The 12712-nt window shown below is 62.5% G+C and carries 13 protein-coding genes; 5 read left to right on the forward strand and 8 right to left on the reverse strand.

The features are described 5' to 3' along the window. Window positions 1-60: 60 nt before the first annotated feature. The 4 genes from RMN99_RS09850 to rsmI form a co-directional block, all read right to left on the reverse strand. The gene (locus RMN99_RS09850; RefSeq protein ID WP_309623141.1) at window positions 61-696 is read right to left on the reverse strand and encodes a DedA family protein; all 636 of its coding nucleotides are present in this window, start codon (window positions 694-696) and stop codon (window positions 61-63) included. Next, a complete protein-coding gene (gene gshB / locus RMN99_RS09855; RefSeq protein WP_309623142.1) occupies window positions 668-1621 on the reverse strand; it encodes a glutathione synthase in 954 nt (317 codons plus the stop codon). Before gshB ends, RMN99_RS09850 begins: the two co-directional genes overlap by 29 nt. Window positions 1622-1737: 116 nt before the next feature. Next, window positions 1738-2091 carry a YraN family protein gene (locus RMN99_RS09860; protein ID WP_309623143.1) on the reverse strand — a complete coding sequence of 118 codons (354 nt, stop codon included), beginning with the start codon at window positions 2089-2091 and terminating at the stop codon, window positions 1738-1740. Further along, window positions 2088-2915: a 16S rRNA (cytidine(1402)-2'-O)-methyltransferase gene (gene rsmI, locus RMN99_RS09865; protein WP_309623144.1), complete on the reverse strand. Its 828-nt coding sequence runs from the start codon at window positions 2913-2915 to the stop codon at window positions 2088-2090. The genes RMN99_RS09860 and rsmI overlap by 4 nt, the downstream gene beginning before the upstream one ends. Window positions 2916-2954: 39 nt before the next feature. On the opposite strand from rsmI, the gene RMN99_RS09870 reads away from it, so the two are divergent. Both RMN99_RS09870 and parE read left to right on the forward strand, forming a co-directional pair. Continuing rightward, the gene (locus RMN99_RS09870; protein ID WP_309623145.1) at window positions 2955-4106 is read left to right on the forward strand and encodes a penicillin-binding protein activator; all 1152 of its coding nucleotides are present in this window, start codon (window positions 2955-2957) and stop codon (window positions 4104-4106) included. A 58-nt stretch (window positions 4107-4164) separates the two neighbouring features. Continuing rightward, window positions 4165-6159 (forward strand): DNA topoisomerase IV subunit B, encoded by a 1995-nt coding sequence (gene parE, locus RMN99_RS09875; RefSeq protein ID WP_309623146.1) that lies wholly within the window; start codon window positions 4165-4167, stop codon window positions 6157-6159. On the opposite strand, the gene RMN99_RS09880 is transcribed toward parE, so the two are convergent. The 3 genes from RMN99_RS09880 to RMN99_RS09890 all read right to left on the reverse strand — a co-directional run bounded on the left by RMN99_RS09880 (window position 6160) and on the right by RMN99_RS09890 (window position 7829). Next, on the reverse strand, window positions 6160-6903 hold the full coding sequence (locus RMN99_RS09880; protein WP_309623147.1) for a hypothetical protein: 744 nt from the start codon (window positions 6901-6903) through the stop codon (window positions 6160-6162). A 1-nt stretch (window position 6904) separates the two neighbouring features. Further along, complete coding sequence (locus tag RMN99_RS09885) at window positions 6905-7444, reverse strand: hypothetical protein (RefSeq protein WP_309623148.1); 540 nt, start codon at window positions 7442-7444, stop codon at window positions 6905-6907. 82 nt (window positions 7445-7526) lie between these two features. Further along, window positions 7527-7829: a putative quinol monooxygenase gene (locus RMN99_RS09890; RefSeq protein WP_309623149.1), complete on the reverse strand. Its 303-nt coding sequence runs from the start codon at window positions 7827-7829 to the stop codon at window positions 7527-7529. A 108-nt stretch (window positions 7830-7937) separates the two neighbouring features. Between RMN99_RS09890 and RMN99_RS09895 the strand changes: the two genes are divergently transcribed. Together RMN99_RS09895 and RMN99_RS09900 are read left to right on the forward strand one after the other, a co-directional pair. Further along, a complete protein-coding gene (locus RMN99_RS09895; protein WP_309623150.1) occupies window positions 7938-9311 on the forward strand; it encodes a DUF4139 domain-containing protein in 1374 nt (457 codons plus the stop codon). 10 nt (window positions 9312-9321) lie between these two features. Next, window positions 9322-10920 (forward strand): hypothetical protein, encoded by a 1599-nt coding sequence (locus tag RMN99_RS09900; protein WP_309623151.1) that lies wholly within the window; start codon window positions 9322-9324, stop codon window positions 10918-10920. Window positions 10921-10922: 2 nt separating this feature from the next. On the opposite strand, the gene RMN99_RS09905 is transcribed toward RMN99_RS09900, so the two are convergent. After that, on the reverse strand, window positions 10923-11588 hold the full coding sequence (locus RMN99_RS09905) for a Crp/Fnr family transcriptional regulator (RefSeq protein WP_309623152.1): 666 nt from the start codon (window positions 11586-11588) through the stop codon (window positions 10923-10925). 268 nt (window positions 11589-11856) lie between these two features. Here RMN99_RS09905 and RMN99_RS09910 point away from each other — a divergent pair, with 268 nt between their 5' ends. Next, window positions 11857-12702: a MoxR family ATPase gene (locus tag RMN99_RS09910; RefSeq protein WP_309623153.1), complete on the forward strand. Its 846-nt coding sequence runs from the start codon at window positions 11857-11859 to the stop codon at window positions 12700-12702. Window positions 12703-12712 lie beyond the last annotated feature (10 nt).

Here is a 12712-nt window from a genome sequence, read left to right on the forward strand (position 1 = left end):
CCATGCCAAGCTGACAGCGATCCGCCGTTTCGTCAATGAAACGATTGAAATGATGGCTGACTAATCCTCGGTTTTCCAGCGCGCGACGCGCCAGATCCAGGCCCCCACTGCCAGCAAGACCAAAGCGCCGATCAGCGGCCCGGTGACAGCGCTCATCGTATCGAGATAGCGCGACAGCCAGTGCCCGCCCATGATCAGCAGCGTGTTCCAGATTGCCGCCCCGGCAAAGGTGAAAACCAGAAAGCGCCAATGCGCCATGTGTGAAAGTCCCGCCGGGATCGACACCAGTGTGCGCAGAAACGGCGAGAAACGCAGAACAAAGACCAGCCATTGTCCGTGGCTCTGGAAGAACCGCGTTGCCGCCTCGACATTGCTCCACCGCATCGTCAGCCAGCGGCCCCAGCGCGAAACCAAAGGTTCAAGCCGCCGATATCCCAGCCGGTCTGCCGCTACGAACCAGACATAGTTGCCCAGCGTGGTGCCCAGCGTTCCGGCAATCAGCAGTGGCCAGAATGACATCGTGCCGCGCGCCATCGCCACGCCGCCTGCCCCCATGATGAGCTCGCTGGGTATCGGCGGGAATACGTTTTCGATGAACATGAGCGCGGCGATGCCCAGATAGCCGCCCTGCTCGATCAGGTAGATGATCCAGTCAGTCATCGCGAAATCAGCGGCCGAGACGCCGCTCGATCGCATCCCAGATCCGTGCCGGGGTATCGGTGCCGTTGAAACGGTCGATGGCCTGGATCCCGGTGGGCGAGGTGACGTTGATTTCGGTCAGCCACTTGCCGCCGATCACGTCGATGCCAACGAAAACCAGCCCGCGTTCCTTCAGTGCCGGGCCCATCGCGGCGCAGATTTCTTCTTCGCGGGCGTTGAGCGTGGTCGGTTCGGCATAGCCGCCTGCTGCCAGGTTGGAGCGGAATTCGCCCGCACCCGGACGGCGGTTGATCGCCCCGGCCACTTCGCCATCGATCAGTACGATGCGCTTGTCGCCCTCGCTGATTTCTTCGAGGAAGGGCTGAAACATGTGAGGTTCAACCCACGCACTGTCGAACAGTTCGAGCAGCGCCCCCAGATTTGAACCGTCGGCCGGGATACGCACTACAGCCTTGCCGCCGTTTCCGTGGAGCGGCTTCATCACCAGATCGCCAGGGTGGCGGGCGTGAAAGGCGCGGACATCCTCGATCCGCCGCGCGATCAGGGTGGGCGGCATGAAATGCGCAAAATCGAGCACAAAGACCTTTTCGGGGGCATTCCGGACGCTGGCGGGATCGTTGACCACCAGCGTCTGGCCTTCAAGCCGCTCAAGCAAATGCGTGGCGGTGATATAACTGAGGTCGAACGGCGGATCCTGGCGCATCAGCACCACATCCACGTCTTTGACCAGATCGATGCTGCGATGTCCGCCAAACGCAAAATGATCGCCTTCGATACGCTGCACCGTCACCGGCGCGGCCCACGCAATAAGGCGCCCGCTTTCGTAGGCCAGGCTCTTCACATCATAATGGAACGCCGCGTGACCACGCTTTTGCGCTGCTTCAATCAACGCAAAGCTCGAATCTCCGTTGATGTTGATCCCGGCGAGCGGATCCATCTGCACGGCAACATTGAGGCTCATCGGGTATCCTTGGTGCGGGAGGTGTCGCGGGCGTTGCGCGACACGAACGGAAAAGGCTTGGCGGCCCCTTCCCTACCCGTTCGTATCTGGCGAAGTCGAGATACGATTGCGCAGGCTCAGAATTGGCCGACGTTGCTCATGTGGATAGGCCAGCGGCGCGGCGCAAGGAGCAGGACGTCGATCTGTTGCACGGTGGCGCTCCCGGCATAGCGGTGTGCCACCGCTTCAGCCGCAGCGGCCACCCGGCGCAACCGGTAGGGATCGATGGCGTGCCCAAGCTCCTCGCCGCGTTGCCGCCACTTCACCTCGACAAAGGCGACCGTCGCGCCGCGCCGCGCGATCAGATCGATCTCGCCGCGCGGGGTCTTGACCCGGCGGGCCAGGATGCGCCAGCCTTTCAGGCGCAAGTACCACGCGGCAAGCGTTTCGCCGCGCCGCCCTTTGGCCTCGCGTTCGGCGCGGGTGCTCATTTCAGAGCCAGCGCCCGGGCATAAAGCGCCTTGCGATCTAGCCCGGTGGCGCGGGCCACCTCGGCAGCGGCCTGGCTGGGTTTGTGCGCCTTGAGCGCCTCGATCAACAGGGCATCGCCAGCATCTGCCGTAACCGTGCGTTCGGCAGCCGGGCCAATCAGCAGCACGATTTCGCCCTTGGGTGGGTGTGCGGTGTAATGCGCGATCAGTTCCGCCGGGCTGCCGCTGCGGCATTCTTCGAACAGTTTGGTCAATTCGCGGGCAACGGCAACTTCGCGTCCGGTCAACCGATCTTCGATTGCGGCCAGTGAAGCCAGCAGGCGCGGCGCGGTTTCGAAGAAAACCAGCGTTGTCCGCACCGCGCCCAGCTCGTCCAGCACCGCGCTGCGGGCCTTGTCCTTGGCGGGAAGGAACCCGGCAAACAGAAAGCGGTCGCTCGGCAGGCCTGAAAGCGACAAGGCCACAACCGGCGCGCAGGCGCCCGGGACGGCGGTTACCGCAATTCCGCGCTCGCGCGCCGCACGCACCAGCTTGTATCCGGGATCGGAGACCAGCGGCGTGCCCGCATCGCTGACCAGCGCGACCGGCTGCTGCGCCGCCATGGCCAACAGGTGATCGCGCGTTGCCTCACTGGCATGATCATCATAACGGACCAGCTTCTGTTTCAGGCCAATGTGCCGCATCAGCTTGCCCGTCACCCGCGTATCCTCGCAGGCCACCGCAGCCACGCCACACAGTACCGCCCGCGCCCGGGTCGTTAGATCGCCCAGATTGCCAATCGGGGTCGCAACAATATAGAGTCCTGGCTGAAGCGGCTGATCCATGGAACTTTCCATGGACCGGCCGCCCGGGAGCGACAAGTGATGATCGAATGGAAGGCCAATCGCCGCACGGTTTTGACATTGGCTGCAATAGCCCTGCTGGCCGGTTGCAAAGTGATCCCCAAGGGACCCAAAGACACCCCGCGGCCCGGTCCATCACCGATGGAAACCTTGCCCAGCGACAAACAGCGCCAGCGCATCGCGCTGCTGGTTCCGCTGTCCGGCGCCGATGCCAGGCTTGGCCAGTCGATCGCCAACGCCACCACCATGGCGCAGCTTGATACCAATGCGAAGACCATCCGCATCACCACCTATGACACCGGCCCCGGCGCAGCAGCCGCCGCCGCCCGGGCGATCAAGGATGGCAACCGGCTGATCCTCGGCCCGATCTCGGGGGCGGATATCGCCGCTGTAGCAGCGGTCGCCCGGCCTGCGAAAGTGCCGCTGATCACCTACAGTGGCGATGTCTCCAGCGCCGCGCGCGATGTGTTCGTGATGGGGCTCGATCCCGCCAATGCGATTGACCGGGTAGTGGGTTTTGCAGCCAGTAAGGGGATGAAGCGCTTTGCCTTGCTCGCTCCCAAATCGGGCTATGGCAACCGTGCCACAGCGGCCTACGCCGCCGCGGTGCGGGCGGCCGGCGGTACGCTGGTCTCAACGCAAGTCTATGATCGCGGCAACCGCTCGATCGTCAGCGCGGCAACCCGGCTCAAGGCGCGGGGCGGCTATGATGCGGTGTTGATCGCGGATTCGCCCAGGTTTGCCGCCATGGCCGCCTCGTCGCTCAAGGTGGCCGGTGCGGCGAAGCCAAAGCTGCTCGGCACGGACCTGTGGAGCGGTGAGGCTGCTGTTGGCAAAACACCTGCGCTGCGCGGGGCCTGGTTCCCGGCGATTACCGATGCGCGCTATCCGCGTTTCGCCGATAGCTATCGCACCCGCTTTGGCGAAGGTCCCTATCGCCTGTCGACCTATGGCTATGACAGTGTGCTGCTGGTGGTGCGGATCGCCCGCGACTGGCGGATTGGCGCGCCGTTTCCGCTTGCGCGGCTGAGCGATCGCGACGGTTTCCTGGGGCTCGACGGGCCGTTCCGTTTTGCTCCGAACGGGATCGGCGAGCGTGCGCTCGAAGTGCGCGAAGCGCGCGCGGGCGGCGTTACCATCGTTGGGCCGGCACCCGAAAAGTTCGTGGACTGACGAAAACCGGGCCGCGCCGCTTGCGCCGTGGATTCTGCGCGTTCTATAGGCGTTCCCCATGTCGCAAGCACCCGAAGACCTGTTCAATGTCCTGCCCGCCAGCAATGGCGATGCGTATGATGGTTCCGCGATCGAGGTGCTTGAAGGGCTGGAGCCCGTCCGCCGCCGCCCCGGCATGTATATCGGCGGGACCGATGAACGCGCGTTCCACCACCTGGCCGCCGAAGTGCTCGACAATGCGATGGACGAAGCGGTCGCTGGATTTGCCAACCGCATTGAGGTTGTGCTGGACGAAGGCAACCGCCTGACCATCACCGACAACGGCCGCGGCATTCCGGTTGACGAGCACCCGAAGTATCCGGGCAAATCGGCGCTTGAGGTGATCCTGACCACGCTGCACTCGGGCGGCAAGTTTTCCGGCAAAGCCTATGCCACCAGCGGCGGTCTTCACGGGGTGGGCGTCAGCGTGGTCAATGCGCTGTCGACCCTCACCCGGATCGAAGTGGCGCGGAACAAAGAACTTTACGCGCAGGAATTCTCGCGCGGGGCCCCCACCGGCCCGCTGCAGCGGCTTGGCAGCACGCCCAACCGGCGCGGCACTGCGGTGACATTCATTCCCGATCCCGAGATCTTTGGCGATGACGCAAAGTTCAAGCCGCTGCGGCTGTTCAAGCTGGTCCGCTCGAAGGCCTATCTTTTTGCCGGCGTTGAAATCCGCTGGAAATGCGCGGCTTCGCTGGTGAGCGAGGACGTACCGGGCGAAGCGGTGTTCCAGTTTCCCGGTGGGCTGGCTGATCACCTCAAGGAACAGATCGGCCCGCGCGAATGCGTCACCACGCAGTTCTTTTCCGGCACGCAGGACTTCCCCGGCGAAGAGAAGGGCCGGGTCGAATGGGCGATCGCCTGGCCGCTGTGGTCGGACGGATCATATTCCTATTATAGCAACACCATCCCGACCCCCGATGGCGGCACCCACGAAGCGGGCCTGCGCGCCGCGCTGACCAAGGGTATCCGCGCTTTTGCCGATCTGATCGGGCAGAAGAAGGCCAAGGACATCGCGCCAGAGGATATCATCACCGGCAGTGAAGTGATGCTTTCGGTGTTCATCCGGGAGCCCCAGTTTCAAAGCCAGACCAAGGACCGGCTGACCAGCCCCGAAGCCGCGCGGATGGTTGAAAACGCGGTGCGCGATCACTTCGACCATTTCCTGGCCGACAACCCCGAGCGCGGCAAGGCGCTGCTGGGCGCGGTGCTGGAGCGGATGGATGAGCGCCTGCGCCGCAAGGCTGAACGCGAGGTCAAGCGCAAGACCGCGACCAACGCCCGCAAGCTGCGCCTGCCCGGCAAGCTTACCGATTGCACCGGCGAAGGCGATGCCGAGACCGAGCTGTTCATCGTTGAGGGTGACAGCGCCGGCGGCAGCGCCAAGCAGGCACGCGACCGCAAGACCCAGGCGATCCTGCCGATCCGCGGCAAGATCCTCAACGTCGCCAGCGCCACGGCCGACAAGATCCGCGCCAATGCGGAAATCGGCGATCTGGGGCTCGCGCTGGGCTGCGGGTTCCGCAAGGACTGCAACACTGACAACCTGCGCTATGACCGGATTATTATCATGACCGACGCCGATGTCGACGGCGCGCATATCGCCACTTTGCTGATGACGTTCTTCTTTCAGGAAATGCCCGATGTGGTCCGCCGCGGGCACCTCTACCTGGCCCAGCCGCCGCTTTACCGGCTGACTTCCGGCAAAGAGAGCGCCTACGCCCGCGATGATGCCCACCGCGCCGAACTGGAAGCGACGGCGTTCAAGGGCAAGAAGGTCGATGTCGGCCGGTTCAAGGGCCTGGGTGAAATGAACCCGCAACAACTGCGCGAAACCACCATGTCGCCCGCCACCCGCAGCCTGCTGCGCATCACGCTGCCGCCCGAATACGAAGGCCGCGCGGCGGTGAAGGAGCTGGTCGACAAGCTGATGGGCCGCGATCCGGCACAGCGCTTCATGTTCATCCAGAACCGCGCGGGGGAGCTCGATCCCGATATGATCGATGCCTGATCAGCCAGACCGGCCCATGCAGAACGCCAGCCCCGCTGCGCGCGCCTGTTCGGGGTTCAGCCGCTGCTGGTAAGCCGCGAGAAAACCGGCCTGCACCGCTTCGCCGCGTTGCTGGCCAGTGCCATGATCGCCGCCGCCGAACGATCGCTGGGTGGTGGCAAAAACCACCGCCGGGAAATCGGGCCGTTCCAGCTTGCGGTTGCCGGCATAGTAGCCCGCAAAGTAATCGGCGAACTGTTCGACCCGGAAGGTGCCGCCGGTCCGCTTCAGCTCGTCGTATTGCCGGTACTTGTAGCTGACGATATGCCCGTATTCGTGCGCACAGACTGCAACAATCGCGGCATCCCCATGCTGCGGACGGCTGAGCAATTCGCGCAGGAACGACAGGCCGAACATCACCGTTCCGTCCGATCGGTCAAGCAACTGATCGCCAGTAGCAAGCGCGTTGCCCTGGGTGCCATCGTCATAATAGCAAAACCCCGGCAGCACCCCGAACAGCCTGCTCATCTTGCCCAGTGCCTGGGCCAACGCGCGATCGAGCTGCTGGTTTCCCGAACGCGGTTCAAGCCGCTCGCTGCCCGAATTGAACATCGTCGTCCGCCCCTGGACGCGGTCGAAATAGGGCTGTGCTTGCCCCTGCGGAACCCAGCATCCGCTGGTCTGGGCCATGGCGTGGCGGCTGCAGCAGGTCCCGCCAAGAACCGTCAGCAGCCCGCCCAGCACCTCGCGGCGTTCGGCCAGCATGTCAGGCGCACATCGTCGGGTAAAGGTCGCAGCCCTCACCGCTGGAACTTCCCCCGCCGGTCCCGGGTGTTGGCATGGGCGCAGGCGCCGGGCTTGGTCCGCTGCCCGTTGGCGCAGGTCCCGTGGGGATCGAAGGCGGCGGGCTACCTTGCTGCGGGGCCTGATAGCGCAGAAATTCAACCTGTCCGGTCATCCGGTTGAAGCCGATGAACCAATCGGCAACCGCACCGTTCTGGTGGCTGACGCGGATCAGGTAGAGCGGCCCGATCGGGAAATCCTGCGCACCCAGCATCTGCATGCCGCTAACCGGCCCGGCCCCGGCGATGTCCTGATAGCAACCGGTGCCGCCGGTCTGCTGGTAAACCATGTTGAACAGTTGCGGTGCGAGCATCGAATAGGCCTGCGGCGGACCGCACATCTGGAAGGCCGAAATCAAAATCGCCAGGGGTTGGCGCGGATCGAACGCCTGTGCTTGCGCCGCTTTCATCGGCGTCAACGATGCCAGAGCCAGCATGATCAATCCGGTTATGGTCCTGCGCATCGAAGCCCCCTTCAAATGACTGTGCAATCTGGGCAACCTTGCGTGATTGCGGCATTTGTCAATGTGATGGAAATCACTTTTCCTACGATTGCGGAGGAACGGGTTCGTCACGAAATATTGTCATGACCGGCGGGCCCTCGGCCATCTTGCTGAGATCACGCACGAACTTTCCCGAATCCGGCACCGCAAAGTGCGTTTTGACCGCAGCCATATTGGCCCATTCTTCAACAAAAACGATCCGCTGCGGGTCCTCGGCATCAGTGTGGCAGTTGTGCGCCAGACATCCCGGCTCGCTGCGCGAACGGCTCGAATGCGCGATTCCCAGCGCGAGCGCCTGTTCAATCTGTTGAGGCGCGATCGTGGCGCTGCCGGTAATGATAATCATGGACTTACCCTCCTGTTGCATGAAACTATGCGGCAGATATCCGGTTCATGGAACTGACAGATTTTGATGTTACAATGTATCGTTGATCGATAGAGGGGATTTGGTGGCATGGCGCGTTTGGGGATGATGTTCGCGGCTTCGTTGGTCGCATTGGCAGGCGCCGCTTCGGCCGAACCGGGGATCGACATCACGATCTACGCCGATAACCAGGCCCTGGTCCAGGATACGCGGGTGGTCACGTTCACCGGTGACCCTGCGCAACGGATCGAATTCAAAAATGTCTCGGCGCAGATCCGCGCGGAGACCGCCAGCCTCTCGGCCAGCGACCTTTCAATCATCGAACAGAACTTCGATTACGATCTGCTCTCACCAGCCAAAATCATGGAAAACGCGGTCGGTCAAACCATCACGCTGGTCCGCACCAACCCCGCCACGGGACAGGAAATGCGCGAGCGCGCGACGGTGCTGGCGGCGAATGGCGGCGTGGTGCTGCAAATTGGCGACCGGATCGAAGTGCTGCGCGATGATGGCCTGCCGGTACGCGTCATTTTTGACAAGGTTCCGCCCAATATGCGTGCCGAACCGACCCTTTCAATGACTGTGTCCGCCAAGCCCGGCACACGCGAGGCGACGCTGCGTTACCTTACCCCGGGCCTTGGCTGGCGCGCCGACTATGTCGCGCTGTTCGACGAGAAGACCAGCACCATCGACGTCCAGGGCTGGGTTACCCTGAGCAACAATTCGGGCGTCAATTATGATAATGCCCGCGCCGTGCTGGTGGCGGGCAGTCCGCGCATGCTGAACCAGGGGCAATGCTATGATTGCGGCGGCGGCGATGTCGATATGGTCGAAGCGGGCACCGAAAGCGGCACGCGCGAACGGCTGGGCAATTACTACCTCTACCCCCTGCCCCAGCGCACCACGATCGCCAATCTGCAGACCAAGCAGGTCAGCTTTCTTGATGTCCATGGTGCGCCCGCACAGCATGGCTATGAGGTGCGCCTTGGCTGGCTGCAGAGCGCCAGTCAGCCAATGAGCTTCAACACCGTCTACAGCTTTTCGAATTCTGCGCAGGGCGGACTTGGTGACCAGTTGCCGGCCGGTGTCGTGCGGTTCTACATCCGCGATTCCAAAGGCCAGCCGCAGTTCATCGGCGAAAATGCGATCGGCCATACACCGATGGGATCAAAGCTTTCGATCAACACCGGACAGGCTTTCGACGTCAAGATCCTGCCGGTGGTTGAAACCCGTACCAAGGTGAACGACCGCCGCTGGAAAACCGGCATGCGCTATACCATCACCAATGCCCTGCCCAAGCCGGTGACGGTGCGGGTTATCCAATCGGGCCTGTGGGGCGATGCGCGGATTGTGGCCGAAAGCCAGAAGAGCGAGCGGCGCGATGCCGATACTGCGGTCTGGACCGTGACCGTTCCGGCCAACGGCAAGACCGAGCTGACTGCGACAGTCGATTCGCGGTACTGAGCCCAAAGCGATGCGCTGGCTGCTCGCCCTGATCCTGGTCCTGGCCGCCGCACTGCCGGCCGCCGCGCGCGATGTTGCGGCCAGCGCGCCAGTCGATGTGTCGGTGACGATCTACCGCGCACCATCGCGTAATGGCGGCTCGATCGAACTGGGCAGTCTGGGCGGCTTTGCCGTGGTTTCCGAAACCCGCCGCGTCACGATCCCGGCGGGCCGGCACCGGTTGCGCTTTGGTGGGGTAGTAGACGGGATCATTCCCGAAAGCGCGATTGTGGCCGGGATTCCGGGCGGCGTGATCGAAAAGAACCAGGACGCCGACCTCCTCTCACCGTCGGCCCTGATGCGGGCGGCGCGCGGCCGGAAGATCACCCTGACCCGCACCAATCCGGCGACCGGAAAGCCGGTTCAGGTTGTGGCCGAGATTGTTTCAGCCGGCCCGGACGGGGTGGTGTTCAAGACTGCCGCCGGAACCGAAACGCTGCGCTGTTCAGGGTTTTCTGAAACCTTTCGCTACGATCTCGATGCCCAGGGGCTCAACGCCCAGCCGACGCTGTCGGTGATGACCAATTCGCCGCGCGAAGTAACCGCGACGGTCACGCTGACCTATATCGCGCAGGGTTTTGACTGGAGCGCCAACTATACCGCGCATCTCAACCCGGACGGCAAGACGCTGTCACTTGGCGGTTGGATCACGCTGGCCAACGGCAATTCGGTCAGCCTGGCCAATGCCCGCACCCAGATCGTCGCGGGCGGACTCAACCGCGCTTACGTCGCGCGCTATGTCAACAATCAGCCACAAGTCATTGCGCGTTGCTGGGGCATGCAGAAAACCAGCGACATTCCGCTGAAACCTGACCGTCCTTATGAGCTGGTGCGACCGTTTCTTGAGCCGGGCTATCGGCGGTTTCGCGGCGAGAAAGATCGGAACGACATCATCGTCACCGGCGCCCAACGCAAGGGCGTGATGATGGCATCGCCGATTTCGGTTTCGGCGGTTTCGGACGAAGCAATGCCCCCGCCGCCGCCCGAGCAACTTGGCGATCTCAAGCTTTACCGGATGCCGCAGCGGACCACGGTGGCAGCGATGCAGATGAAGCAGACCCGCCTGGTCGATCAGCAGGCCGTGCCTTACGAGGCCTATTATAGCGCCAGCATTCCGGCCCTCAGCTATGGCAGCGCGACCGCGCAGTGGCCAGTCTATGGTGCGATCCGCATGCTCAACACCAAGGCCGAAGGCCTGGGTCTGCCGCTGCCCGCTGGCCAGTTCATGATCGACCAGAGCCAATTCGGCCGGGCAATGCTGGTGGGCCAGCCGAGTCTGAGCGACACGGCTGAAGGCGAAAAGCTCGAGCTGTCTCTGGGCAATGCGCCCGATCTCACCGTCCGGCGAGTCACGCTTTCGCAAACCGCCAATAGCCAGGAGGTCGAGGTGACGATCACCAATGCCGGTCTTCAGGCCGCGGCCTTTGAACTGGAGCTGGCGCTCGATCCGGCACACCAGATCGATGCCACCACGAACCCGGTCGTGCTGCGCGATGGCAAACGGCTGATGCTGTTCAGCGTGCCGGCGGGCGGGACCGTCACCGTCCGCTATACCGTGCGCATCAATTAGCCTTAATCGTCCTCGTAACGTTCCAGCCATTTGGCCAGCAGCGCCCGATCGGGGATGCGAATCTGGCGATAACGTGTTTCGACGAGGCCTTCACGTTTAAGCACGGCCAGCGCTTTGGCCAGCGTCATTGCCGATACCCCGATGATCGCCGCCAGGTCTTCCTGAACCACGCCGACCACGCCATCAGACCCGGCGCGGGCAGACTGTCCGAGCAGCAGTTTCGCCAGATGCGCTGTGCGCGGCAAGGTTCGCAGATCATCGACCATTGCGATTGCGGCCGCCAACCGATGTGCAGTGATTGTATAGAGCGCGCGCAGCAGCTCGTCGCAGTCCAGCAGCCGGGCGAAGGCGGCGGAGTCGAAATGATTGATGGTCACCGGACCCACTGCAATCGCGGTGTGCGAGCGCGGAAAGCCGCTTAACATCAGAATATCTGCAAAGTGCTGACCTGCCTTGATCATGCTGACAAAGCTTCGAGATCCGTCTTTGCGAAACCGAGACAGCCGAATTTGCCCTTTTATTACAACATCCATTGTCGGATTAGGATCGCCGCGGACATGAACGGTTGTGCCATTGCCGTAGTCGCGCCGCCGGGCAAGACCCGTCATCCATTCGCGGGTCGAATGATCGATCAAATCGTAGAGTGATGGGCCGGAAAGGTCGACCAAGGTCAATAGCTCCTCAAATCCCAAAAACTGTATATTCCTGAATCGACTCCCCGAATAGAGGCAATGCCAACGGGCAACCCTTCGGGTCGCAATTCCGCCACGCAGCGGAAATTTCGAAGGGGCGGGACGCAGGCGCCAGGGTCAAAACGGCCTGGCGCCTGCTCCCGTTTTGATCAGCGCAAACGGGCGCTTCCATTGGCACTTGCCAGACCGGGCGAAGCCACTTATCGACCTTAACCGAACGATTAAGTGATAACAGGGAGCACTCATGGCCCGCTTCGAAGGCACTGCCAATTACGTCGCTACGGAAGATCTGAAGGTTGCGGTCAACGCTGCAGTGCTGCTGCGCCGCCCGCTGTTGGTGAAGGGTGAGCCCGGCACCGGCAAGACTGTGCTAGCGCACGAAATTGCCAAAGCGGTCGGTGCCCCACTGATCGAATGGAACGTCAAAAGCACCACCAAGGCGCAGCAGGGGCTCTATGAATATGACGCGGTGGCCCGCCTGCGCGATGGCCAGCTGGGCGATGAACGCGTCCACGATATCTCGAACTACATCAAGAAGGGCAAGCTGTGGGAAGCCTTCACCAGCCCTGAACTGCCGGTGCTGCTGATCGACGAAATCGACAAGGCGGATATCGAGTTTCCGAACGATCTGCTCCAGGAACTCGACCGGATGAGCTTCGATGTTTACGAAACCCGTGAACGGATCACCGCGGTCGAACGCCCGATCGTGGTGATCACTTCGAACAACGAAAAGGAACTGCCCGACGCGTTCCTGCGTCGCTGCTTCTTCCACTATATCAAGTTCCCCGATCGCGAGACGATGCAGGCGATCATCGACGTCCACTTCCCCGGCATCCAGAAGACGCTGGTCTCGAAGGCGATGGAGATATTCTACGAAGTGCGCGACGTGCCGGGGTTGAAGAAGAAGCCCTCGACCAGTGAATTGCTCGACTGGCTCAAGCTGCTGCTTAACGAAGACATGCCGCTTGATGTGCTGCAGTCGAAGGATCCGGGCAAGGCGATCCCGCCGCTGCACGGTGCACTGCTCAAGAACGAGCAGGACGTGATGCTGTTTGAAAAGCTGGCCTTCATGGCGCGGCGGCAAAACTGATCGCCTGAAA

This window comes from Novosphingobium sp., assembly GCF_031417815.1.
Lineage (GTDB): Bacteria > Pseudomonadota > Alphaproteobacteria > Sphingomonadales > Sphingomonadaceae > Novosphingobium.

What these genes read in the sequence shown, in the direction of transcription:
- gshB (WP_309623142.1), bottom strand. Translation starts at nt 1,621, where the DNA reads ATGAGCCTCAATGTTGCCGTGCAGATGGATCCGCTCGCCGGGATCAAC.
- RMN99_RS09880 (WP_309623147.1), bottom strand. Translation starts at nt 6,903, where the DNA reads ATGCTGGCCGAACGCCGCGAGGTGCTGGGCGGGCTGCTGACGGTTCTT.
- RMN99_RS09910 (WP_309623153.1), top strand. Translation starts at nt 11,857, where the DNA reads ATGGCCCGCTTCGAAGGCACTGCCAATTACGTCGCTACGGAAGATCTG.
- RMN99_RS09860 (WP_309623143.1), bottom strand. Translation starts at nt 2,091, where the DNA reads ATGAGCACCCGCGCCGAACGCGAGGCCAAAGGGCGGCGCGGCGAAACG.
- RMN99_RS09870 (WP_309623145.1), top strand. Translation starts at nt 2,955, where the DNA reads ATGATCGAATGGAAGGCCAATCGCCGCACGGTTTTGACATTGGCTGCA.
- rsmI (WP_309623144.1), bottom strand. Translation starts at nt 2,915, where the DNA reads ATGGATCAGCCGCTTCAGCCAGGACTCTATATTGTTGCGACCCCGATT.
- RMN99_RS09850 (WP_309623141.1), bottom strand. Translation starts at nt 696, where the DNA reads ATGCGATCGAGCGGCGTCTCGGCCGCTGATTTCGCGATGACTGACTGG.
- parE (WP_309623146.1), top strand. Translation starts at nt 4,165, where the DNA reads ATGTCGCAAGCACCCGAAGACCTGTTCAATGTCCTGCCCGCCAGCAAT.
- RMN99_RS09890 (WP_309623149.1), bottom strand. Translation starts at nt 7,829, where the DNA reads ATGATTATCATTACCGGCAGCGCCACGATCGCGCCTCAACAGATTGAA.
- RMN99_RS09895 (WP_309623150.1), top strand. Translation starts at nt 7,938, where the DNA reads ATGGCGCGTTTGGGGATGATGTTCGCGGCTTCGTTGGTCGCATTGGCA.
- RMN99_RS09885 (WP_309623148.1), bottom strand. Translation starts at nt 7,444, where the DNA reads ATGCGCAGGACCATAACCGGATTGATCATGCTGGCTCTGGCATCGTTG.
- RMN99_RS09900 (WP_309623151.1), top strand. Translation starts at nt 9,322, where the DNA reads ATGCGCTGGCTGCTCGCCCTGATCCTGGTCCTGGCCGCCGCACTGCCG.